Raw genomic sequence first — 24,147 nt, forward strand, 5'->3', positions numbered from 1 at the left:
AGAATAAGCGCTTTGCGGAGATTCGTTCCGCAGGGCGCTTTTTTGAACCTTTTTCTACTTCAATTTACGCAACGCATCATATTTCATAATATCATCCGAGATTTGCAGCCGCTTTAGGCTTTCCTCGTAACCGGACAGGCACTGCTTCGTTTCAACCGGCAGCCCATCGTCTCTGGAATAGCAGACGCCGCTCTCAAATTGCCCGTTCTGGTCAGGAATATAGGTCAGCTCGCTGTCAGAGAAGGACCCTGTACGAAGCGTAACCAGCCGTTGCTTGCCGCTGAACAGGTTGTTGCCCATGTGATAATAACCGTCCGTTATCCCCAGCAAATGAAGCAGTGAGGGAGTGAGGTCCAACTGTCCGGCAGGCATATCGTCTTTGAATCCGGCTGTTTCGCCCGGAAGATGAATGAGCAGCGGCACCTGGTTCATGATCTCATGCATTTCGTAAGCGGACAGGCTTTTGCCAAGAAACTGCTCGTAATAAGCAATATCTGTAATCGAATTATCATGGTCACCGTAGAAAACAAAAATGCTGTTGTCCCACAATCCTTTTTCCTTAAGTCCATCTACCAGTTGCCCTACAGCCTCGTCCGTGTAGTGAATAGCACTGAGATAATCACCGAAGATGGTACCGTCATATTCTCCCGTATCCAGCGACTGTACCGGTTCCGGAAGAGAATAGGGATAATGGCTGGATAGTGTCGTCAGAAACGCGTGAAATGGCGGCTTCAAGCCGTCCATGACGGATAGCGATTGGCGGAAAAAGGATTTGTCTCCGAGCGACCAGCCCAGCGGTTCATCCATTATAAAATTCTTTTTACTGTAAAAGGTGTCATACCCCATCGCCGTATACATCAGCTTCCGGTTCCAAAAGCTGCTCTCGTAGGCGTGGAATGCATTGGTGCTGTAACCCTTGTCTTTCAGTATAGCGGGCAGAACATTAAACTGATGATCAGGATAACGTACAAATACAGAGCCCGAAACCAGAGGATAGAGCGAGCCGTTCGAAGTGAAGTCCGCATCGGAGGTACGCCCCTGCGAGGTCTGATGATAATAATTACTGAAATATAGATTATCCTTGAGGAGTGCATTCAGATTGGGCGTTATCTCCTGGCCGTTGACCGATCGCCCCACCATAAAGTTCATAAAGGCTTCTGCCTGCACAATGATGATATTGCTGCCCTTATACTTACCAAAGGTGTCATTCCGCTCAGCTTGTTCACTTCTGTGCTGGTCAAACCATTGCTCCATAGAGGCTTTCTCCTCGGCCGGTAGACTAGGTTGAGGGCCGAGATGCTCTTTGGAATACTGGTAGGCATCATAGGCATGAAAGCCGATAAGTCCCGTCACGTTGTACATGGCAAGGCTCCACCAGTTGCCGGTGAATAAGTCACGCGCCCAAGTGGTGGCGTAGGAATGGATAGGCCCGAAAGTTAAGACCATCCCGAGCAGCAGTGCGGCGGCGCCGGGTCCGGCTTTTCGCAGCCAGCGTAAGGAAAGATCTCCTCTTGTTCTTGATAAACGGTATGAGCTCGAGGGAGATTTCCCTTGATAAGGACCAGCCGGAATTGATAATTGTGATACTGCGTTCCGGCGCTGTTTTATGAAGCGGATAATTCCATAACACAATAGAATCAGCCAGTCCGCGAACAGCCATAAGTCGCCCGGACGAATCAAGGCAAGTACACTATCGCCGAGCGCATCCATCTGCCCTGCTTGGAACAGAACAGGAATAGTGATGAAATCCTGAAAATAACGGTAGTATAATATATCCGCATAGATTAGTCCTGTCAGCAGCACGTCCAGTGTGATGAGCGCAATGATGCGCCCCCTGCGGGGAAGCCACAGACTCCAGAAGGAGAGCAGCATAAGGGAGCCGATAGAGATCAGCATGTCCATCCGGTTCATGTCGATATTCGGAGCATGAAGTCCGCTGTGGAGCTCAATCAGCTTCATCAGCAACACAGTTATGAGTAAGAAGTATCCGATATAACGTTTCAAGGGCAAACTCCCTTTCTATCCGAAAAATTGGCAAAAAACGGACATCGGCTCCAGGGAGGGAGATGTCCGTTGTGATGTTGCAGTGACGGGCAAATTATTGTTGATTCTGATTTCTTGGAGGCAGCGGGCCTAAGTATTGATAGTATTGACATTCAATACGTCCGTTGTACAGCTTGCGCCGCTTGTCCGATTTCCGGCCAAAATACGTCTCGAATTCCTTGACGGGACTGATGGCGAAGAACGACCAGGTAGGAAGATACAGCATCATCTCTCCGAATTGGCGGGTTAGCTTCTCAACTTCTTTGTCATTGGCCAACCGTTCCCCATAAGGCGGGTTGGTTATAATGCAGCCATATTCGCCCTGAGGTCTCGCTTTGGCGGCTCCAAGGACAGAGAACGTGATCTCTCCGGACAAGCCTGCACTTTTGGCAGCTGCTTCGGCAACTTCAATTGCAGCCGGGTCAATATCGCTGCCGGTCAGTTGGAGCGGATAATCGTCGCGAACGGCATCAAATGCCTCTTCTCTTGCTTCTTCCCATGCTTCACGCGGTATTACCGGCCAATGCTCGGAAGGGAAGGAGCGGCGCAGACCGGGAGCGATATTCCAGGCAATCATCGCAGCCTCGATGAGAAGTGTGCCGGAGCCGCAGCACGGGTCGTAGAGCGGCCGGTGGCCGTTCCAACGGCTCAGCAGGATCAGAGCAGCCGCCATCGTCTCCTTGAGAGGCGCTTCAGTAGCTAATCTGCGGTAGCCGCGTTTATGCAGTGCAGGCCCGGTAGTGTCTAGTGTAATCAGTGCGATATCGTTAAGAAGAATCACTTCGATAACGTAGCGGGGACCGTTCTCCGGGAACCATTCCGTCTGGTAGGATAGCTTCAACTTCTCGACAACCGCTTTTTTAACAATACCCTGGCAGGCAGGAACACTGGTCAGTTGCGATTTGTGGGAGCGTCCCTCTACGGGGAATTCACCGTTCTCCGGAATCCATTCCTCCCATGGCAACGCCTTGACGCCCTCGAACAGCTCGTCAAAGGTTTTGGCGGGGAATTGACCCATTTTTATCAAAACCCGATCCGAGGTGCGCAACCATAAATTGCAGCGGCAGATATCGATATAGTCTCCGCTGAACAGCACCCGGCCGTTCTCAACCGTGGTCTCATAACCCAATTCATTTAATTCTCGTGCTACAACAGCCTCAAGTCCCATAGGGGCTGTAGCGATTAATTGTAACTTACCCATTGATCTCAACTCCGTTTAACTTGTAGATAAATATAGAAAGCCAGTACAATCAAGTATAGGGTAATGCGCTGAACTTCACAATGCACCTTAACCTGAAAAAGGAATATACACATAAAGCCGCCTACGGCGATATCCGAAGGAGACACGATATGCTTAACCAAGAACAATACAGCGAGGAACTTTATACAGAGGATGACCTGCTTCTTCAGGTCAAAGAAACGATAATGGAGAACGGGATGCCGGAGGTTTCGATTGCACCGGGTTATGGCCGTCTGTTGTCGATGCTGGTCAGCCTATCCGGCTCAACTTCGATTTTGGAAATCGGCGCCCTCGGCGGATACAGCGGCATTTGCTTAGCTCGGGGTCTTCTGTCCGGCGGCACATTAACTTCACTCGAGCTGAAATCTGAATACGCTGATATGGCGCACCGGCATTTGGAGCTGGCTGGATTCGGTGACACTGTCGAATACAGAATTGGTCCTGCACTGGACAGCCTCAAAGCTTTGGAAGCCGAAGGCAGAACGTTCGATTTCTTCTTTATTGATGCAGATAAAGAGAACTACCCGAATTATCTGGAGTATGCCATCCGTCTGGCGAATCCGGGAGCCATTATTGCCGGCGACAATATTTTTCTGCGTGGCCGGACTTTAAACACGGAGAAGAATGGCCCAGCCGTCCAGGCCATGCGCAGGTTTAATGAGATGATTGCTAAAGATGAGCGGTTGTCCAGCACACTGCTCCCGGCCTATGATGGCCTTGCATTGGCCAGAGTTAAATAAGAAGCGGCATTCAGCCTGTCTGGCTGGATGCCGTTTTTACAATGTCGGAGGTGTCACTCCACGGATGTTAGACCGTTCTTTCTGTGGTCGGATCATTGAAAGCATCTAGCGGAATAGCTGCTTGGGTGTTTCCTTGTACAGCTTGAGCCGCACCCAGACGGTGTTGATCAGCAGGAATCCGCCGGAGACGATGAACAATCCCTCAATTCCAATGAAGCTGGACATGAAGCCGCCGATTACGGCTCCCAGCATATTTCCGAGCGCCAGTGTACTGCTGTTAAACCCGAAAGCTCGGCTCTCCTTGCCGTCAGGTGTGTATGACCGGATCAGCGCGTTTACACTGGGCAGTAGACCTCCCATAAAGACGCCCATCATAAATCGTACGATAATCAGCTGCCAGACACTGGTGACGAAAGCTTGGGGGATGAGAAACACTGCGGCACCAATCAGGGCGTAAGTCAGAATCCGGTGCGCTCCGATCTTGTCACTTAACCTGCCGAGAACCGGGGAGGCTAACATGTTGGATATCCCGGTAACGGCGCTGACCATTCCCGCCCAAAAGGCGATGTTGACGGCTGTGCCATGCAGCTTCTCCACATAAATCGGCAGTAGGGTCATTGGACTGATCATCGCGAACTGCAGCAGAAAGGTAACACCGAAGAGCGCTGGAAGCTGAGGAATCTTGATCAGTTCTTTAAGACCTTCGTAGACAGAGATCTGCGGGGCTTGAGCGGCTTCACTGCGGCTGAAGTTCTCCTTCACGAGGAATAGCGCCAGCAGCGAGGCGACAAAGAGCAGCGCACCCACCACGTAAAAAATCGGGCGGAAGCCGATCCAGTCCGCCAGAAGTCCGCCAATGAGCGGTCCCAGGATCGTTCCGGCCACGGAACCGGACTGCATGAGACCCATGGCAAAACCCATCCGGGGTTTGGGTGTCGTGCCAGAGACAAGTGCGATGGAGGCCGGGTTAAAACCGGAGATGGTTCCGTTCAGCAGCCGGAGTAATAAGAGATGCAGCGGGGTTTGTGCAAACCCCATCATCATAATGACAATCGCCATGCCGAAGCTTGAACGAAGCAGCATGATCTTTCGTCCATATTTGTCTGCGAGCTTGCCCCAGAGCGGCTGGAACAGGAACGAGGTCATGAAATTGGCGGCAAAGATAAGACCAGCCCATATTCCGATGGCATCTCCCTTCACACCAAGATCTTTAGCCAGATAGAGGGATAAAAAGGGCGTAATCATGGTCATACCGGCATTGACCAGAAATTGTCCGAACCAAAGCACGATGAGGTTGACTTTCCAAGTCTCCCATTTCTTCAAAGTGCTTTCACTTCCTTTCAAATTTGAGAATTCATATTCACGAAAAATTGACATTCTATCAGTATAGCATATTAATAAACGATTTCGTTGCAACTCATAACATTGTAATGTGTCATAGGATTGTCATTGGAGCTGCAAGTGTGATAGTTGTTACTTACTTTTAAAAGGGGCATAATATATATTAAGAAATTAACTAAATTTAATGGAGATCTTATCATGACCTACAACGACAATTTTATCCGCGCCTGCAAAAAGCAAAGGGTGGAGCACGTTCCCGTATGGTACATGCGGCAGGCTGGCCGCTATGATCCCGATTACCGTAAAATCAAGGAGAAGTACTCGCTGCTAGAGATATGCAGGCAGCCGGAGCTAGCTGCAGAGGTTACCATGATGCCCGTCCGTAAGCTGGGTGTGGATGCAGCTATTTTGTATTCTGACATCATGAATCCGGTTGCTTCCATCGGCATTGATTTTGACATTGTTAAAAATATCGGTCCGGTCATACATAATCCGATCCGCTCTGCGGCTGACGTGGAGAGATTAAAGCCGATTGATGTTGAAGGAGATCTCGGACATATCCTGGAGACAATCGCCATGCTGGATAAGGAATTGGACGTTCCTTTGATTACGTTCGCAGGCGCACCTTTCACGATTGCAAGTTACCTGATCGAAGGCCGCCCTTCCAAAGGATACATCCGTACGAAGGAAATGATGTATAGCCAGCCCCGGGTCTGGGAGCAATTAATGGAGAAGCTTGGCGATATGGTTATTGCCTACCTTCGCAGTCATGTTGCGAGTGGCGGCAAGGCATTTCAGCTGTTCGACAGTTGGGTAGGAGCGCTTGCTCCCCGCGATTTTGAAACTTATGTGCTGCCGACAATCACCCGCATCTTCAGCGAGCTTTCGGATCTGGATGTGCCTAAGATTTATTTCCCTGGAGTAAGCTCCGGAGAGCTTCTCCCGTCACTTTCTAACCTGAAGGCTGATGTTATCGGTCTCGACTGGCGTGTCAGTATTCGTGAAGGCCGCCGCAGAACAGGCGGGAATTTTGCTGTGCAAGGCAACCTCGATCCCTATGTGCTGACCGCTCCGATGGATGTGATCAAAGCCCAGGCGAAGTTGATTTTGGATGAAGGGATGCTTGAGCCCGGCTATGTATTTAATCTCGGACACGGTTTATTCCCTGAAGCTTCACTTGATAAACTTCGCGAGCTGACCGAATATATTCACGAATATTCACATGAACATTTTATAGAATCAGTAAAAGCACCTTCCTGACATACTACTAATCGTAAAAGGGGATGGAATTGTTGACAACAAAAATCGGCGTTCTTGTTATGTCCTACGGCACTCCTGAAAGCATGGAAGATGTTGAAGCTTATTATACACATATCCGGCGAGGCAATCCGCCGTCTGCAGAACAGCTTAAAGAATTGAAAGACCGCTATGAAGCTATTGTTGGCGGTGTGTTCCCGCTTCGCGAGAATACGGACCGCCAGGTTGAGGCGCTGGAAGCTGCCCTCAATAGCAGCAATGATGATGCTGAAGTGAAGTATGTCTGTTACCAGGGCCTTAAGCATGCCAAGCCGTTTATTGAGGACGGAGTTGAAGCGATGGTCCGTGACGGCATCACAGAAGCAGTCGGAATTGTGCTGGCTCCGCATTATTCTGTGATGAGTGTAGGCACATATATTAAACGCGCACAAGCCAAAGCGGAAGTCAGTGGAATTACCATGGCTTTTGTAGAGAGCTATCATCTGCATCCGGAACTGATTGATGTACTCACCCGCAGAGTTTCAGCACGTCTTGATCAGTTTGAGGAGGCTGGAGCCAAACGCGATGCGGTTCGCGTTCTGTTCAGTGCACACAGCCTGCCGGAACGGATTCTGTCCATGGGCGACCCGTACCGCGATCAACTGCTTGAGACCTCAGCGGCTGTTGCCAAACAGGCCGGTGTTGCTTCCTGGCAGTTCACCTGGCAGAGCGCGGGCCGTACCGCCGAGCCGTGGCTTGGACCGGATATTCTTGATACGCTCCGCGAGCTTAGCAAGGAACAGGTCGAAGATGTGCTTGTAGCCCCGGTCGGGTTCGTATCCGATCATCTCGAAGTTCTATATGATCTGGATATTGAAGCTCAGGCGATTGCCGGTGAACTGGATATGCGTCTCATGCGGATTGAATCGCTGAACAGCGATCCGGCGTACATGTCTGTTCTCAGCGACGTGGTGCGCAGCCGGTTCAAGCAAATGAAGGTGGATTCCCTATGACAGATTTGCCTTCCCGTAAAATTGTAATCATAGGCGGAGGCTTAAGCGGACTCAGTGCCGCCTTTTATATCCGTAAATTCTATAAAGAGGCCGGCGTAAAGCCGGAGATTACAGTGCTTGAGAAAGATAAAGTGCTTGGTGGTAAAATTGAAACCTTGCACCGTGACGGTTTCGTCATCGAGAAGGGACCGGATTCGTTTCTGGCTCGTAAAACTGCCATGATCGATTTGGCTAAGGAATTAGAACTGGACCATGAACTGGTCACTACCAATCCCGAGGCCAAGAAGACGTATATTCTCCAGCGCGGTAAGCTCCATCCTATGCCAGCCGGACTAGTTCTGGGTATACCAACGGAAATCGGTCCTTTCATGAAAAGCGGACTGGTCTCTTTTCAGGGTAAAATGCGTGCTATGATGGACTTCATACTGCCTCCCCGCAGAAGCAAGACAGATGAAGCGCTGGGGGATTTAATTGAACGCCGTCTGGGCACAGAGGTGCTCGAGAACATGACGGAACCGCTTCTTGCAGGCATCTATGCCGGTGATATGCACAAGATCAGCCTTCAGGCCACCTTCCCTCAGTTTGGTGAGGTGGAGCGCAGCTATGGCAGTCTCATCCGTGGAATGACGACCGGGCGCAAGCCGGTAGAAACCCATACCGGAACGAAGAAAAGTGCCTTTCTGACCTTCCGTCAGGGGTTACAAAGTCTTGTTCATGCACTGATTCACGATCTGCAGGATGTTAATCTGCAAGCCGGAACCGCGGCAGCGGAGATCATTGTACACGCTGGAGATCAGGATAAACCCCGTTACGAAGTACGGCTGGAGAACGGCGAAAGTCTTCCCGCAGATGATATTATTATCACGGTTCAGAATTTCGCCGCAGCGGGTCTGCTTCGTCCGCATGTGGACGTATCTCCGCTCGATGCCGTGAATTATGTTTCCGTTGCCAACGTGGTGATGGCATTCTCCAAGAAGGATATCGCAACGGAATATGACGGCTCCGGCTTTCTGGTTCCCCGTAAAGAAGGCCGCAATATAACCGCCTGCACCTGGACCTCAACCAAATGGCTGCATACCAGCCCTGATGATAAGGTGCTTCTGCGGTTTTATGTCGGTCGTGCCGGGGATGAACAGAATGTAGAGCTTCCGGACGAAGCGCTGGAAGAACTCGTGCGCAAGGATGTGCGTGAGGTTATGGGAATTACAGCCGAGCCGCTGTTTACGGAAATAACCCGGCTTATGCACTCCATGCCGCAGTATCCGGTCGGCCATCCTGACAATATTGCCCGGCTGCGGGCGGAGTTGGATTCCAAGCTTCCCGGTGTGTATGCGTTTGGCGCAGGTTATGACGGTATTGGTATGCCCGACTGCATTAAATTCGCGAAGCTGACAGCAGAACTTGCAGCCGGGAGATTATCTGCCGTATAGTAACGAAGCGTTATACCAGAGTATGAATAACGGTGAAGCACGGATTCAATCTGCTTCACCGTTTTGTTTTAATGTATCTATTGGCATCTCGTCGGGGTGCCTGCCTGTTTGGAGTGTGATACAGCTGATATGCTATAATAAAACCAATTTAACGGCAAAGGAGTTTACTTCAACCCCATGTACCCGCCGAGATCAAAGAAAAAAAGGCAGAAAAAAGACGCCGGCGGACGCCGCCGCAAAGTGGCTTGGGGCTGGATTAACGCAGTCCTGATCCTACTGATTACCGCGATGCTGGCTTATTATTTCATTGAACAAAAGGGAAGTGGAACCGCTCCGCCTTCCACGGCCGAAAACGTTGAAACACCAGCCCCGGATGACAATCCTGCAGCAACGCCGGACACTACGGGAGAACTGTCTCCGGCAGAGCCTGATGCCAGCCCATCTGCAGATCCGCAGGGAACGACGAATGAACTGCCTGAACAATCGGATTCTCCGGGAATGATTGATGATAATTCAGGCACAGAACAGCCCGATGAGACCCCTTCCGGCAATACCGTGAAACTAAGCTTTGGCGGTGATGTGATTTTTGCAGGCAAGGTTGGTGAATTACTGGAGAAGCAGGGGTATGATTATCCCTACGCCCAGCTCGACGGCTTATTTACACGAGATGACCTCTCCGTGATTAATCTGGAGACCTCGGTAACGGAACGTGGTACGAGTGCGGATAAGCAGTTTGTGTTCAAATCCTCTCCGGAAGCGCTGGATTCCATGAAAGCCGCAGGGATGGACGCAGTAAATCTGGCTAATAATCACACGCTGGACCAAGGTGTGCAGGGACTTCGGGATACGCTTGAACATCTAGACGACAGAGGAATATCTCATGTCGGCGCAGGGCTTAATGAAGCATCCGCTTATGCCCCGCAGTATTTCGAGCGTAAGGGCATAACGATTGCTCTGCTGGGCTTCACCCGGGTAGTTCCGGAGGCATCATGGAGAGCAGGGAAGAATAGTCCGGGATTAGCGGCGGTATATGACAGTGAGGCGGGTCTCAAGGCCATAGCCGAAGCACGTACCAAAGCAGATATCGTCGTCGTTATCGTCCATTGGGGCATTGAAAGAGCACATGAGCCAAATGATATTCAGCAATCGCTGGGCCGCAGCTTTATTGATGCCGGAGCTGACCTAGTCATTGGCGGACATCCTCATGTCCTTCAAGGAATTGAGCCTTATAAAGGCAAGTGGATCGCCTATAGTACCGGAAATTTTATTTTTACCAAATCCAAAGCACCGGATACTTGGGATACGGCTGTATTTCAGGCAGAATGTAACGCAGAGGGGCAATGCTCACTGGAATTGAAGCCGTTACATGCCGAACTCGGTCAGCCGGTTCCCATGAAGCCTGAAGATGGGCAGAAGCTGCTGGATAAGGTTGAATCCCTTTCCGGAGGTCGTATCAGCATCGGCAGCAACGGTAAAGTGTCCGGGCTCCGCTAGTTCAGGTCAATAAGGAGGGCTCTTCTTATGCTCAAAAATTTGTGTGTTGCCCACCGGGGATTTTCCGGTAAGGCTCCGGAGAATACGTTGGCAGCTGTCAGAATGGCGCTGGCCTTGCCCTTTGTCCGCTGGATGGAGATTGATGTTCAGCTCAGTAAAGACGGAGTGCCAGTTGTCATCCATGATTTCAGTCTGGACCGGACCACCAACGGACACGGCAAGGTCAAAGATATGGAATGGGCACAAATGAAACGGCTGGATGCCGGGAGCTGGAAAGGCAGGGCGTTTAAAGGTGAGAAAGTGCCATCTCTGGAAGAGGTACTGGATTTGGCAAAAGGACGCTTGCATCTCAACATCGAGCTGAAGACGGTAAAGAACATGTATCCCGGAATCGAAAAAGCAGTAATTGATCTGATTAATGCCAAAGGCATGCAGGATGAGGTGGTGCTTACCTCTTTTGATGCCGGAGTCCTTCAGACCGTCAAAAAGCTGGATCCTGTGATCCGAACGGGGCTCATCTATGATTCCAGATTGGGAGATCCCGCGAGACAGGTACAAGAACTGGACTGTACTTTTCTGTCCATCAGTTTTACGCGGTTAAATCCGGGTCTGGCCAAGCTGCTTACGGAGCAGGGTGTGAAAGTCATGGCTTGGACGGTGGATAAAGCAAGGGAGATGCGTCGCCTTGCAGACATGCATTCTGATATAATGATCTGTACGAACCGCCCGGACATATGGGGCGATACGTTTCTGGAAGTATAACTACAAATCGACGGGAAAGTGAGCTGAAGTCTGATGTGCGCTGATGTAAATAACCTGTATTGCGTTGGACGTAACTACAAATTGCATGCGGAGGAACTGGGGAACAAAGTCCCTGTGGAACCTCTCATTTTCATGAAGCCCTCACATGCGGCTGTTTCCCTCGACAAGGCTATCATTCAGCTTCCTAAAGATGCTGGACAGGTTCACTATGAAGGCGAGCTGGTGCTGCGCATTGCCCGTGATTATGTCCCGGGGATGAGCGTTGAAGAGCTGGTGGATGTGATGGCACTTGGCCTGGATTTCACGCTGCGCGATGTGCATAATGATCTGCAGAAGAAAGGGCTGCCATGGACTGCGGCTAAAGGCTTTAAGAATGCGGCTCCGATCACACCATATATCGCTTTTCCAGAGCGCGAAGAACTGGAAGGAACGGATTTCACCGTTGTCAAGAATGGTGTAGAGGTCCAGCGCGGCAACGTGAAGAATATGATATTCTCACTGCAGACCATTATTGATTTTATCGCTGCCCGGTACGGGCTTGGCAAGGGTGATGTTATATTTACCGGGACCCCTCAAGGGGTGGGGCCTACCGTTACAGGTGATTCGTTCGAGTTGTATTGGGGCGACCAGTTGATGGGAACCTGTCTGATCGGCTAGTCCTAATGATTACAGACGACGGCTGCTTTATCATGAAGGACGGCGCAACTGTTTCTTCCTAGGAGATGAAGGTATGCTATGGGTTATCGGCGCCATCGGCGCCCTTTTGCTAGCCGGTGCGGCCTATATTAATCAATCGTTGAGCTTCTCCGGCATGCTTGCAGCGGCAGTGATGGGAACGATTTATTTTGGAGCTGGAAATGCGTTCTGGTTCGGTATCCTGCTGGTCTTTTTTATCTCCTCCAGCTCACTGACGCAACTTCATCACGAGGATAAAGCAGAGCTGGAATTGAATTATGATAAGACAGGTCGCCGCGATGCCGGGCAGGTCTTCGCTAACGGAGGCCTCGGCATGCTGGTGGTTCTGTTCAATGCACTTTATCCGCTGGAACTGTGGTCTTATCTGTTCATTGGAGTGATGGCTACCGTCACTTCGGATACGTGGGCAACCGAGATTGGAACCTTAAGCCAAAAGGCACCGAGATCTGTTCTAACCGGTAAGGTACTCCCCACAGGCGCTTCCGGCGGTGTATCCTTGCCGGGTACGCTAGCCGCAGCGGCAGGCGGCGTGCTCATCGGTGCGGCTTCTTGGCTGCTGCAGCTTGTGTCAGGGATGGAAGAACAGTCTGCTGTTCTGATTATTTTAGCGGGACTCATGGGAGGCTTGGCAGGTGCTTTTGCCGACTCCATACTCGGCGCAACAGTCCAGCGAATGAACCGCTGTACCATCTGTGGACGGGAAGTCGAGGCCAGCAGCCACTGCGGTGTGCCTACAGTGCATGCCCGTGGGTGGCGGTGGATGAACAATGACGCCGTAAATTTTATAAGTTCCTTATTCGGCGGAGTCGTTGCTGTACTGATCGGCCTGTTGGGGTGAACTGATTAAGTTCTGATTACACCCGAATACAGAAGGGTATCGGTGTTTATTAAATATCAGCCAATCTATTGTGATGGCATAGTAAGGAGGTGAACCGATGAGCAGCGTGTCCAAGGACAAGCATACGGCGATTCTGGATGCCGCATATGAGCTCTTCGGTTCAAGCGGATTCTACGAGACGAAGATGTCTGCAGTCGCTTATCAGGCCGGAATTGCCAAAGGGACGGTATATCTATATTTTAAAAGCAAGGAAGAATTATTTATGGCGGTAACACGCCGTGACTGCGAGGGGTTTCTTCAGGGGCTGGCAGAAAGACTGCATCAGCAGGACGATCTGGACGGCAAGCTTAAAGTCATCGCAGAGCATCATCTAAGCTACTATTATGAGCGTAAGCAGCATACGAAGTTATTTTTTATGGCTCCTACCAATAATCCGGAGCTGATCGCGTATATGGCCTTTTTTATGGAACAATACATGATGATGGTAGTGAAGGTGCTTGTGGAAGAAAGAGCCGTCGAACCGGAGCTGATGGCCCAGTCCTATATCGGAATGCTGGATCGCCTCAAGATGGATATCTTATTTGATCCGGATTTCAAGGAAGAGGATGCCAGAACGAGGGCTGTGTTTGCTGCAAGCCTCTTCAGCAGAGGGGCCATAGAGAAGCTTCATCCGCCCGGTGCAGGGCACAAGTGCTGATTGAATGAATGAGAAGAAATAAACAGTAAACGAGGATCAAGTATGAATATTATGACCGTGGAACACCTCTCCAAAAGCTATGGGGAGAAAATACTGTTTCGGGATGCCTCATTCGGAATGGATGATCGTGACAAGATTGGCATTATCGGAGTAAACGGAACCGGAAAATCGACCTTTCTGCGGATAATCGCCGGGCTGGAGACCCCCGATGAGGGGCAAGTTTCTATAGGGAATAATGTGCGGGTTCAATACCTGGCACAGAATCCGCCATTTGATCCGGAGAACACCGTACTGAAGCAGGTTTTTGCCGGGGAGGCACCTGAGCTGCGCAGCACCCGTGAATACATAGAAACTATGGCGCAGCTGGAAAATAACCCGGGCAATAAGGAACTGGAAGCCAAACTGGTAACTTTGGGCCATGAGATCGATGCACTCGGCACATGGCAACTTGAAAGTGAAGCTAAAAGTGTGCTGTCCAAGCTGGGTATCGAACAATTCGATGCTCTGATGGATACTCTCTCCGGTGGCCAACGCAAGCGGGTTGCCTTGGCGGCTGCGCTGATCACCCCCTCCGAGCTGCTGATTCTGGATGAGCCTACCAATCACATTGATACAGACTCTGTGGCTTGGCTGGAACAGTACTTACAGAAGCGTCGCGGTGCTTTGCTCATGATTACCCATGACCGTTACTTTTTGGACCGGGTTGCTGATGTAATGCTCGAGCTGGACGGAGGGAACCTCTTCCGGTATGAAGCGAATTATTCCCGTTTTCTGGAGCTGAAGGCGGATCGCGAGGAGCGTGAGGCTTCAGCCGAGCAGAAGCGCAAAAACCTACTAAGAACAGAACTCGCCTGGATTCGCAGGGGAGCTAAAGCCCGGACGACGAAACAGAAGGCTCGAATCGACCGGTTTGAGAAATTGAAAGAGAGCGGACCTTCCGCAGTTGGCGGTTCAATGGATATATCGGTAACTTCTACGCGCCTCGGCCGTAAAATTATTGAACTTCACGGTCTGTCCAAATCCATGGATGGACGTAACTTGATAAAGGACTTAACCTATATTGCCGTTCCTGAGGACCGAGTAGGTATCGTAGGACCTAACGGCAGCGGCAAATCCACACTGCTTAATCTGATCAGCGGGCTTCTTGCGCCGGACAGCGGCGAGGTTCAGGTCGGAGCAACGGTGAAGCTGGGTTACTTCACGCAAGAGCATCAGGATATGGATGAGACGATGCGTGTGATTGAATACGTGAAGGAAGAAGCAGAGGTTATTCGTACCGCGGACGGCAGCACGATCTCGGCCGGTCAAATGCTGGAAAGGTTTCTATTCCCTCCAGTCATGCAGTGGACGCCAATCGCCAAGCTTTCCGGGGGCGAAAAGAGACGTCTGTACCTGCTGCGTGTGCTCATGAGCGCACCTAACGTGCTGCTGTTGGATGAGCCTACAAATGATCTGGATATCAGCACTTTGGCAGTACTTGAAGATTATCTGGAAGAGTTCCCGGGCGTAGTCTTCACGGTTTCTCATGACCGCTTTTTCCTTGACCGTACCGTTGATAAAATTCTTGCCTTCGAAGAGGGGGGAATCCGTCTTCACGTGGGCAACTACAGCGAATACGAGGAATGGATGGCACAGAATGTTGCGTCCCGTTCACAGTCGGGTAAGGATGAAGGAGCAATGAAGCGGAGCAGTGCGGGTACATCGGGCCAAGAGATTACCGCCGCCCCTCCTGTCAGAGAGAAACTCAAATTCAGCTTCAAGGAGCAACGTGAGTTCGAAGGTATTGATGAGCAGATCGAGCTCGCGGAGAAGGCTTTGGTTGACATTGCTGCACAAATGGAGGCGGCCTTCGCTGACTCAGGGAAGCTCCAGGAACTGGTGGCTAAGCAACGTGAGGCAGAAGCCCATCTGGAGCATCTGATGGAACGCTGGACGTATCTGAATGAACTGGCAGAGAAAATTGCAGGCAAAGCCTGATTTCATCATCTTGAATCCGAACCAGCACCCGCTATCCGGGGGCTGGTTTTTTGCATTTCTGACATCGTTAAAATTTCCCTTTATTAGAAACATAATGATTCTTTGCGCGTCATTACTACCATACAGTGAAAAGGGGTGTTTTAATGAAAAAGTTCATCATCGGTCTAATTTGCGGAGTAGTAATAACCTGCTCATCCGCTGCTTTTGCTTCAGGCTCCATTCAAGCAGTCTTGTTTCCGGCGGTCTTTCAAATCAACGAGCACACTGTTCCGCTAAGCAAGGATTATAAGGTTGTAAGTCTGGATGGGCATGCGTATGTTCCCGTGCGTTTTGTGGCTGAACATCTAGGGGCGGTCATTGGATACGATCCGGAACTCCAGAGTATTCAGATTAAGAATGGAGCCCTGAACTTAACTGACCCTGATTACACCGGGATAAGCGTAGGAAATCTAGTCCTAACCAAGTCGGGGAGCGGTACGAATGTAACAGGTCAATTGAGGCTCGAAGGGGTTGGTAATACTCAGAATAAGATTACTGCTACCGTGTCCTTCTATAATGACAACAGTCAGAAGATCGGGAGCGTCACAATAAACGGGAATGCTTTCGGGGTCGATGCAAAGACGTTTAATTCATATGGAACAGGAGATTTCAGAGCTTATTCTGCAGTTAATCTACATATCGATGCAGTGAATAACAAGCCTATACTAAAGGCCCTTCCCATTGTGTATGAGAATGCCAAATACAAGTTTACACTCGAGCTGCCTAGAAGCTGGGAGGGGAAATATGAAGTGACTGAACAATCGAACCCGGACAGAGGAACAGAAAGCTACAGTTTTATCAACACTTCCAATAAAGCAGAGTATGGTGGTTATCTCTTCGGGATCACGGTTATGGATATTAAAAAGTGGAATGAAATGGCCCAGACAGCTATGGAAGTAGCGCCGATTTGGAAGGTAGGAGAGAAGGGAGGCAAGGCATTTATTTTAATTCCGGCAGGTGATGTACAGTACAATCCGAACGATTCCCAATTGACAGAGGATTACATGTCGATGAGTAAATACATCAATTCCATTCGGACTACGTTTAAGGTTAAATGAAATAACGTGTTTATCGAAAAAAAAAGATGGCGGCCACTTTCAGCCGCCATCTATGGCAATCATCTGCACCACGGGTCTGGAATCCCCGGGTAACACCGCCTCATCCGCATTCATCTGAGACGATCCGTCACCGTCAAGAAAGATCCCTTCCCGTCCATCACCGGGAACCGTCTCCAGAATGGCAGTCCGGAATTCGGCTGCCGTACAAAGGGTTGGGGTGACAATCAGCCACACATCTCCGGCATTGTTATAGATCAACCCCGAGCGCATCCGCCGCTCGTCTGCGAACGGTAGATGTTCCTGCGTTGCCTGCTCCAGCCAGGCCGCCTCATCAGCCAAATTCATGCTGATGCCGCCTTGAGCGAAATAATGGTTCCGGTCACTGACGGCAATCTCATCTCCGGACGAAACAACCTGAACTGAGAATTGACGTTCCTTACCGTCCCATACCAATGTACCGCGCGGGTATTTAGCGTTGAACCAGCCGGAGCCGTAAGCATTCCGTACTCCGCTTACTGGGACGTCATTCATGATGGCAATGGACAGAAGGTCATTGCGATAGAAGAACCCACCATTAATGCCGTATGCCGCAATCGGCCGTAAAGGGCTTCCCGCAGCCCTTAGCACAATGTTATCCGGATTTACGGCCATCATACATAACTCGGTTTGTCCGGAACTGATTGCTTCGCGATAGGAGTAGAGATGAGGGAGGCCGTGGAAGGCCTCCCTATTTGGTCTGTAGCTTTGGAGTGACCAACCGGCTACAGCTGCTATGACAAGCAGCAACAGACTAATCAAGAGGAGGATTCTTCGGCTGCTGCTCCATAACTCTCTTGCTCTACGGGCGTTCTCAGTTAGCGCCGACATAAGCAGCAAGCAGCTTGGTTGTATTCAGTACAGCCTGTTTATGTGTGCGTTCCATCGAGTGGGAGGCATGGACACCAGGACCGATTAGAGCCGCTTTGATGTTGTTCCCGGCGCGCAGAGCGGCAGAAGCATCTGAGCCGTAATTCGGATATACGTCCACTGCAAACGGGATAGCCAGGGCATTTGAAAGCTCAATCAGGCGGCTGGTCATTGCATAATCATAAGGGCCGGAGGAATCTTTGGCACAGATCGAGACATCCGTCTCCTTGCAGTTCAGATCATCTCCAATGACGCCCATATCCACAGCGATCAGCTCGTTGATCTCACCGGGAATCCAAGCCGCGCCATGACCGACCTCTTCGTAGTTAGAGATCAGCAGAGACAAATTGTGCAGCGGCTTCCAGCCCTCGCGTTTCATGCTTTCCAGCAGACCGAGGAGCGCAGCTACGCTCGCTTTATCATCAATATGACGTGATTTGATGTATCCGCTTGGTGTTACGACTGCACGGGAATCAAAGGAGATGAAATCGCCAACGGCGATGCCAAGCTTGCGCACCTCATCCTTGTCCGATACCAGCTCATCGATACGTACTTCCATATTTTCCTCAGCGCGTTTAATATCACGGGCTTCAGCCGAATACGCATGTGCGGATGGATTAACCGACAGGATCGTTCCTGTATACGTTTGACCGCTGCGGGTATGAATGACACAGTATTCGTTCTCGATGCTGTTCATGGTGAAGCCGCCTACGGAGGTGATGCGCAGCTTGCCGTTTGGTTTAATCGCCCGGACCATGGCTCCCAGCGTATCTACATGCGCGCTAAGTCCAACCGTACGTGAAGGATCAAGACCTGCAACAGACAGGACAACTCCGCCTTTTTCATTCCAGGTTAATGGTACACCCAGTGAAGCAGCCTCCTCCGCAATCACATTCATCACCTGCGCCGTGAAGCCGCTTGGGCTAGGAGTATCGAGCAATTTCTTCAGAATAGATACAATATAATTCTCGTTTGGCAGTATATTTAGCATAGGTAATCCTCCTATTATAAATTAATTAACTGGCAATTCGCCAGGCTCGCTGTTCAGAGTTTCCATGGATGAATTAGAGTCCCGCAGCTTGGATAGTTCGGCAGTCAAGCCTTTAATTTGTTTTTGAAGCTTGTATTGCCGGAAAATACCGTAAGAACCAACGATAACTCCTCCGATTAGTGCACAGCCAAGAATCACCAGAATCAGCGGGATACTCACAACATCAAATCCGAAATTGACTTGTACCGGATCCACATTGATAACAGCGAACAGGGCGGTCAGCAACGCAAAGATGAGTCCGGCAATCAGCGACCATTGAAATCTCATAAAGTGCCCCCTTTTTGGAAAATGGTAGAGAACCTGCATTTTACACAAGAAGAAACGGCTGCGCCGTCCTTGTTGTCAAGAACGGCGCCCGTTTCCCGTAAAAGTTACATTTCTTGTTATTTGGTGAGCTCTTCCATCTGTGAGATGACGCTCTCGAATACGCTCATGGCTTCACGAATGGGCTCAGGTGAAGACATGTCAACGCCCGCTTTGGTCAAAATGTTGATGGAATAGTCACTGCCGCCGCTCTTCAGGAAGCCCAGGTAACGGTCAACCGCTGGTTTGCCTTCCTCCAGAATCTGTTTGGCAAAGCTGGTAGCTGCCGAGAATCCGGTAGCGTACTTATAAACGTAGAAGCTGTTGTAGAAGTGGGGAATCCGCGCCCATTCCATTTCGATATCCTGGTCAACCACCATACCCTTGCCATAATATTTCACGTTAAGGTCATAGTAGATCGACGACAGATCTTTTGGAGTGAGGGACTCACCGGCTTCGGCACGCTCGTGAATAATTTTCTCAAACTCGGCGAACATGGTTTGCCGGAAGACGGTCGTGCGGAACTGATCGGCATAGTAGGTCAGCAAGTACATTTTTTCCTTCGGATCTGTGGATTTATGTAACAAATAATCCATCAGCAGTGCTTCATTTGTTGTTGAGGCAACTTCGGCAAGGAATATTGTGTACTGGGCATCACGGTATTTCAGCGCATTGTCCGAATAATACGAATGCAGGGCATGACCCATCTCATGAGCCAGTGTGAACATACTGTTCAGATTGTCATTATGGTTCAGCAGCACATAAGGATGTGTGCCGTAAGCACCCCAGCTGTATGCACCAGTCCGTTTATTCTCATTCTCGTATACATCAATCCAGCTATTGTCATAGCCTTCCTGAAGCACTTTCAGGTAATCTTCACCGAGCGGCTTTAAGCCTTCCTTAGTGATCTTCTTGGCCTCTTCGAATGGAATATCCAGTTTATATTCGTCCACCAGCGGCGCAAACAGATCATACATATGCAGCTCGTCAACGCCTAGCAGCTTCTGGCGAAGCTTCATGTACCGGTGCATCAGCGGCAGGCTTTCATGAATGGTGTCAATCAGGTTGGTATACACTTCTTTATTGATGTTGTCACCGTAAAGTGACATTTCCAATACGGAAGGGTACTTGCGCACACGGGAATAGAATACATTCTTATTCACGTTGGCACTGAGAGTAGCTGCGATTGTATTCTTTTGTTTCCCGTAAGTCTCGTACACAGCTTTGAATGCATTGCGGCGGACTTCACGGTTCGGGCTTTCCAGGAACTTGATGTAGCTGCCATGGGTCAGTTCGACCTCATTGCCTTCCTCGTCCTTGATCTTAGGGAACTTGAGATCCGCATTATTGAGCATGCCGAAGATATTTTGCGGAGCCTGCGACAGGTTGCCAACCTGAGCGAGCAGTGCTTCTTCCGCTTTGGACAGAACATGTGCCTTCTCACGTTTCATTTCCTTTAAAGTGAAGGTATAGTCCGAAAGCGCTGGATCAGCGATGAACTGGTCCAGCTTCTCGGTAGGCAATGCCAGGATTTCAGGCGTTACAAAAGAAAACGCCTCGCTGGCTTCCACACCAAGCTGTTTCGCCTTTTGGGAGAGTGCTTGATATTCAGGTGCTGCGGTGTCCTCGTCTTGGCGCATATGAGCATATACATAAAGGCGCTCAGTGTTAAGCGACAGTTGATCATCGAGCTGGAAGCATTCTTTGAGGGAACCGGCGGAATCCAGTTTACCCTGGAAATCAGCAGCTTTTTTGATTAATTCCTTGGCTTCGGTGTAAGTATGATCCCATTCCTTCTGGGAAGCGAACATATCTTCAAGCTTCCAACGGTTCTCAGCAGGTACTTCACTTCTCTTCAGTAATTGTTCCATGGTTATCCTCCTCGAATGATGGGATGAGATAGGTATATTCTTTACGGGCAGATCTGCTGCAGATATTACATCCCCGTGCAGCAGGTTGACCGAAAGCAGCACGGGGAGTAACTTGGTAGCTATGGACAAAAGGGCCGCCTCCTGTAATCAAAGGTCAGCCTAGTATGCCCTGAGGACTTCAAAATATGATTCTTGGAGCCCGCAATATCAGAAGTTATGCCAAGAAATTATAAATAATGAACACGAATGCCAATGCGATCATAATGACTGCGGTTAACGCCAAGCCCCGCTTCAGTTGAGGCGGAACTTTGTCTTTTGCCATGATTAGAACAGCACCCAGGCATAGAACGACAATGACATAAATCGTTAAGCTTTCAGTATTCATAGGGGTCTACACCTGCTTGAATGCTGCGATAATATTTTTGTATTCTTCTTCGTTATCTTTGTAAGACTCTTTGTTAAAGCGGTTGTTCACCCATTGCATCATAGCAGGGCGACTGAGGAAGGTATGTGTTTCTTCTCCCCATTGATCTGAAATTTCGCGAAGAACAATATATTTCCCCTGAACTTCTACGGTCATCATGTTCCACTTGTCTGTTTTGTATATTTCATGTTTTTTGATCATTGTTATTCCCACCCTGGCGATTTTTGGCTTTTGGATAAATGATAACGCACGATGTACGTTAAAAGCAAATTAAATCAGGAATAGGGCCCGTACTTCAATTGATTTGAAGAAAAAGATGGAGTATAATGTAATCATACGCCATATATGGCGGTATTTTTAGGAGGTTGTTCATTTGAAAGGTACAGTAAAATGGTTTAACGCAGAAAAAGGTTACGGTTTTCTTCAAGTTGAAGGCGGCGAAGATGTATTCGTTCACTTCTCAGCAATCCAAGGCGACGGCTTCAAGACTTTGGACGAAGGCCAAGCGGTTGAATTTGATATTACTGACGGTAACCGCGGTCCACAAGCAGCTAACGTAATTAAACTTTAAGAAACGGCTGGACAGTTTCACTGTCAGCTACACATATATCTGCTAGCGCTTAATGTTTGGTATTTGTACAGACTGGCGAATACGGAATACACAGTTCTCCCTATGGGAACTGTGTTTTTTTATGGCCTTCCTAGACAAGCACATAGACGTGGAACCTAACATAACTAAGACCCTGCCATCTGTGGAATTATCCAGATGATAGGGTCTTAGTTGTTATTTTTATTCGAGAATAGTCAGGATTTCTGCTACGGATTTCCGTGCGATCATTTTGGGAGCTGCAGCCGGATGTCCGAGGGCAACCACCATGTTAATCATCCTGTTCTCTGGGATATTCAGATAGGAACGCAGCTCCTTCTCCGCAAGGAGTACAGGTCCGGTGAGAGGGCAGGTGGCCAGTCCTTTGGAATGCGCTGCAAGCATCATATTTTGAACCGATAAGCTGCTGCTCTTTAAAGATTCCTCCGCCCAGATCTCCATACTTCCGAATTCCAGTGGATCGAATATTTTCTCGCGGAATTTGGAGCTGTAAGGTGTAGTCAGGCATACAATCAGTGCTGGTGCACCGCCAAAGGCAGTGGCGTAAGGCCCAAAGGATTTAAGAAGAAGTTTGGCTTCGCGTGCGAGACCTTTATCTTCAGCGGCAGAGGCAATTGCATGCAACTGGTCCCAAGTGAAACGTTCAATCTCTTCAATAAGGCTCCGGTTCATAACGGCAATGAATTCCCAAGTTTGTGAATTCGTGTCGCTAGGCGCATAACGTGCGCAGTCGATAATATCCTGCACGTCTTCGACAGTGACAAGCATGTCACTAAACTCACGGACACTTCGCCGTGACTGGGCTAATTCCCTGAATGCTTCATAGTGCATATCCGGGCCCCCTCCATCTTTGTTACCAGGTACTAATACCTGATGTTAAGTTACATTATAACGTAACCTGTTCCTGATGGGAAGGGGATGGAGTTTCTTCAATAATAGCTTGAACTGCCTTAGGATTAATGGTGTGATTTTGGGCATTATCAAGCAGATGTTTGATAAGGAATCCTGCAAAAGCAACGAGTGCTAACAACATGGCGATCATATAAAAATAAGGACGTCCGGACTCTTCGAAAATAAACCCTCCAAATGTTCCGCTGAGGAGACCGGCCGCGCTAGACCAGACAACTGTGAAGATCGCCATGCCCGTAGCCCGCAAATGATCTGGAATAATCCGGGTAATGTAGCGGACGGCTGTTACATAATACACGCCAAAGGAGACGCTGTGCATAGCCTGAATCGCGATTACAGCACCCGGGTGCTCTGCTTTCGCCATGAGCAGGAAGCGGAGGGCAAACATCAGGCTCGCGAATGCGAGCAGCGGCAGTTCCTTAAAGCGTTCGCCGTATTTACTGAGCGCAAAAAATACCGGTATCTCACTAAGCGCAGAAGCGAGCAAGGCCCAACCGACCAGTTCTTCGCCAGCTCCCATCTCTTTCAGGCTAAGTGTGAGGAAAGCATCATTCATCCGGTACCCCAGGGCCAGAATAAAAACACAGCTAAAGAACCAGATGACCTCTTTCTTTAGTAGGATCTCTCGTAAACCGCTCCCCTTAGTTTGTGAACTTGGGTGGTTCTGAACGGTTGAACCCTTACTTTCCGTCGGGACTTTCTTAACATCCTTCAAGCAAAATGAGATCAGCAGTGCGGTTACTATAATAATAAGACACAATGTCATACTCCATGAAGAACCTAGGGCTCTAAGGATATACCCGACTGAAAGCGCGAAAAAAGCATAACCTAATGATCCGAATACGCGGATCGTGATGAAGTTGCGCCCATATCGCTGCGCCGTTTTAATGGCCATCGTATCTGCCAATGGAAATACAGGGTAATAGAAGAAATAGAATACGGGCAAAATAAGGATGACCGTTGAGAATTCGGTTGCCTTGGTCAAAAGCAGCACCGAAATAAGTTGGCCGCCCAGCAGAATAATCATTACTTTTTTGACGGTACCCAACCTGTCGCTGATGGAACTCCAAAAAAGGTTGGAAAGGATAGAGATTAACGGGCCAAGGGAATACAGGAGTCCGACCTGCGAGCCGCTGAAGCCCAAATGTGAATAAAACAGCGGGAAGTAGGATACTGCCAGGACGCTGGTTCCAAATACAACGAACATGAACGTACGCAGCCAATTCTGCTCACCGTAGCCGCCAGGTGGCAGCTCTTGTGGGAACGGCTCTTTTAAAGACATGAAATTGCACTCCTCCGATTAAGAAATACGGATAGTATAGCATAAAGTAATTTAACCATGTTGATGAATGAAGTGTAAAAAGTGAAACTTTGAAGGTGTTGCAGAGTGAATTTGTTATTTGTACAAATACGATGATCATATTATAATAATGGTGATTTGGATAAGGAGACAACAATGTGGAGGCAGCGTC

The 24,147-nt window shown here is 49.4% G+C and carries 23 protein-coding genes; 12 read left to right on the forward strand and 11 right to left on the reverse strand.

Features of this window, described 5'->3' with window-relative positions:
* Positions 1-54: 54 nt before the first annotated feature.
* Positions 55-2,004: an LTA synthase family protein gene (locus ACAN55_RS20510; RefSeq protein WP_379137219.1), complete on the reverse strand. Its 1,950-nt coding sequence runs from the start codon at positions 2,002-2,004 to the stop codon at positions 55-57.
* A gap of 94 nt (positions 2,005-2,098) precedes the next feature.
* Positions 2,099-3,244, reverse strand: a complete 1,146-nt coding sequence (locus ACAN55_RS20515) for a THUMP domain-containing class I SAM-dependent RNA methyltransferase (RefSeq protein WP_379137221.1) — start codon at positions 3,242-3,244, stop codon at positions 2,099-2,101.
* Positions 3,245-3,393: 149 nt separating this feature from the next.
* Between ACAN55_RS20515 and ACAN55_RS20520 the strand changes: the two genes are divergently transcribed.
* Positions 3,394-4,023, forward strand: coding sequence for an O-methyltransferase (locus ACAN55_RS20520; protein ID WP_379137224.1), 630 nt, complete (start codon positions 3,394-3,396; stop codon positions 4,021-4,023).
* 105 nt (positions 4,024-4,128) lie between these two features.
* On the opposite strand, the gene ACAN55_RS20525 is transcribed toward ACAN55_RS20520, so the two are convergent.
* A complete protein-coding gene (locus ACAN55_RS20525) occupies positions 4,129-5,346 on the reverse strand; it encodes an MFS transporter (RefSeq protein ID WP_379137226.1) in 1,218 nt (405 codons plus the stop codon).
* Positions 5,347-5,562: 216 nt separating this feature from the next.
* Here ACAN55_RS20525 and hemE point away from each other — a divergent pair, with 216 nt between their 5' ends.
* The 10 genes from hemE to ACAN55_RS20575 all read left to right on the forward strand — a co-directional run bounded on the left by hemE (position 5,563) and on the right by ACAN55_RS20575 (position 16,604).
* Entirely contained in the window at positions 5,563-6,624 is a 1,062-nt protein-coding gene (gene hemE / locus ACAN55_RS20530) for a uroporphyrinogen decarboxylase (protein ID WP_379137228.1), read from the forward strand.
* A gap of 32 nt (positions 6,625-6,656) precedes the next feature.
* A complete protein-coding gene (gene hemH, locus ACAN55_RS20535; RefSeq protein ID WP_379137232.1) occupies positions 6,657-7,613 on the forward strand; it encodes a ferrochelatase in 957 nt (318 codons plus the stop codon).
* The gene (gene hemG, locus ACAN55_RS20540; protein WP_379137235.1) at positions 7,610-9,043 is read left to right on the forward strand and encodes a protoporphyrinogen oxidase; all 1,434 of its coding nucleotides are present in this window, start codon (positions 7,610-7,612) and stop codon (positions 9,041-9,043) included. Before hemH ends, hemG begins: the two co-directional genes overlap by 4 nt.
* A 177-nt stretch (positions 9,044-9,220) precedes the next feature.
* Positions 9,221-10,537, forward strand: coding sequence for a CapA family protein (locus ACAN55_RS20545; protein WP_379137238.1), 1,317 nt, complete (start codon positions 9,221-9,223; stop codon positions 10,535-10,537).
* Positions 10,538-10,564: 27 nt separating this feature from the next.
* On the forward strand, positions 10,565-11,299 hold the full coding sequence (locus tag ACAN55_RS20550; RefSeq protein WP_379137241.1) for a glycerophosphodiester phosphodiesterase: 735 nt from the start codon (positions 10,565-10,567) through the stop codon (positions 11,297-11,299).
* Positions 11,300-11,332: 33 nt separating this feature from the next.
* Positions 11,333-11,956 (forward strand): fumarylacetoacetate hydrolase family protein, encoded by a 624-nt coding sequence (locus ACAN55_RS20555; protein WP_379137243.1) that lies wholly within the window; start codon positions 11,333-11,335, stop codon positions 11,954-11,956.
* Positions 11,957-12,029: 73 nt separating this feature from the next.
* Positions 12,030-12,833, forward strand: coding sequence for a DUF92 domain-containing protein (locus tag ACAN55_RS20560; RefSeq protein ID WP_379137246.1), 804 nt, complete (start codon positions 12,030-12,032; stop codon positions 12,831-12,833).
* Between the two features lie 97 nt (positions 12,834-12,930).
* Positions 12,931-13,530 carry a TetR/AcrR family transcriptional regulator gene (locus ACAN55_RS20565; protein WP_379137249.1) on the forward strand — a complete coding sequence of 200 codons (600 nt, stop codon included), beginning with the start codon at positions 12,931-12,933 and terminating at the stop codon, positions 13,528-13,530.
* A gap of 42 nt (positions 13,531-13,572) precedes the next feature.
* Positions 13,573-15,507, forward strand: coding sequence for an ABC-F family ATP-binding cassette domain-containing protein (locus tag ACAN55_RS20570; protein ID WP_379137252.1), 1,935 nt, complete (start codon positions 13,573-13,575; stop codon positions 15,505-15,507).
* Between the two features lie 143 nt (positions 15,508-15,650).
* A complete protein-coding gene (locus tag ACAN55_RS20575; protein ID WP_379137255.1) occupies positions 15,651-16,604 on the forward strand; it encodes a stalk domain-containing protein in 954 nt (317 codons plus the stop codon).
* 39 nt (positions 16,605-16,643) lie between these two features.
* On the opposite strand, the gene ACAN55_RS20580 is transcribed toward ACAN55_RS20575, so the two are convergent.
* The 6 genes from ACAN55_RS20580 to ACAN55_RS20605 form a co-directional block, all read right to left on the reverse strand.
* Positions 16,644-17,471: a hypothetical protein gene (locus ACAN55_RS20580; RefSeq protein ID WP_379137258.1), complete on the reverse strand. Its 828-nt coding sequence runs from the start codon at positions 17,469-17,471 to the stop codon at positions 16,644-16,646.
* The gene (locus tag ACAN55_RS20585) at positions 17,455-18,501 is read right to left on the reverse strand and encodes a M42 family metallopeptidase (protein WP_379137261.1); all 1,047 of its coding nucleotides are present in this window, start codon (positions 18,499-18,501) and stop codon (positions 17,455-17,457) included. Before ACAN55_RS20585 ends, ACAN55_RS20580 begins: the two co-directional genes overlap by 17 nt.
* Before the next feature lie 21 nt (positions 18,502-18,522).
* Complete coding sequence (locus ACAN55_RS20590; protein ID WP_379137264.1) at positions 18,523-18,828, reverse strand: LapA family protein; 306 nt, start codon at positions 18,826-18,828, stop codon at positions 18,523-18,525.
* A 116-nt stretch (positions 18,829-18,944) separates the two neighbouring features.
* Positions 18,945-20,735, reverse strand: a complete 1,791-nt coding sequence (gene pepF / locus ACAN55_RS20595; protein WP_379137267.1) for an oligoendopeptidase F — start codon at positions 20,733-20,735, stop codon at positions 18,945-18,947.
* 214 nt (positions 20,736-20,949) lie between these two features.
* Entirely contained in the window at positions 20,950-21,120 is a 171-nt protein-coding gene (locus tag ACAN55_RS20600; RefSeq protein WP_379137270.1) for a hypothetical protein, read from the reverse strand.
* Positions 21,121-21,126: 6 nt separating this feature from the next.
* Entirely contained in the window at positions 21,127-21,360 is a 234-nt protein-coding gene (locus tag ACAN55_RS20605) for a hypothetical protein (protein ID WP_036654325.1), read from the reverse strand.
* A gap of 172 nt (positions 21,361-21,532) precedes the next feature.
* Here ACAN55_RS20605 and ACAN55_RS20610 point away from each other — a divergent pair, with 172 nt between their 5' ends.
* Entirely contained in the window at positions 21,533-21,730 is a 198-nt protein-coding gene (locus tag ACAN55_RS20610) for a cold shock domain-containing protein (protein WP_379137273.1), read from the forward strand.
* Positions 21,731-21,949: 219 nt separating this feature from the next.
* Here the strand turns inward: ACAN55_RS20610 and ACAN55_RS20615 are convergent, their stop codons facing one another.
* Both ACAN55_RS20615 and ACAN55_RS20620 read right to left on the reverse strand, forming a co-directional pair.
* Entirely contained in the window at positions 21,950-22,597 is a 648-nt protein-coding gene (locus ACAN55_RS20615) for a nitroreductase family protein (protein ID WP_379137276.1), read from the reverse strand.
* A 55-nt stretch (positions 22,598-22,652) separates the two neighbouring features.
* Positions 22,653-23,957: an MFS transporter gene (locus ACAN55_RS20620; RefSeq protein WP_379137280.1), complete on the reverse strand. Its 1,305-nt coding sequence runs from the start codon at positions 23,955-23,957 to the stop codon at positions 22,653-22,655.
* Positions 23,958-24,147 lie beyond the last annotated feature (190 nt).

The organism is Paenibacillus oryziterrae (genome assembly GCF_042610485.1).
Classification (GTDB): domain Bacteria; phylum Bacillota; class Bacilli; order Paenibacillales; family Paenibacillaceae; genus Paenibacillus_AQ.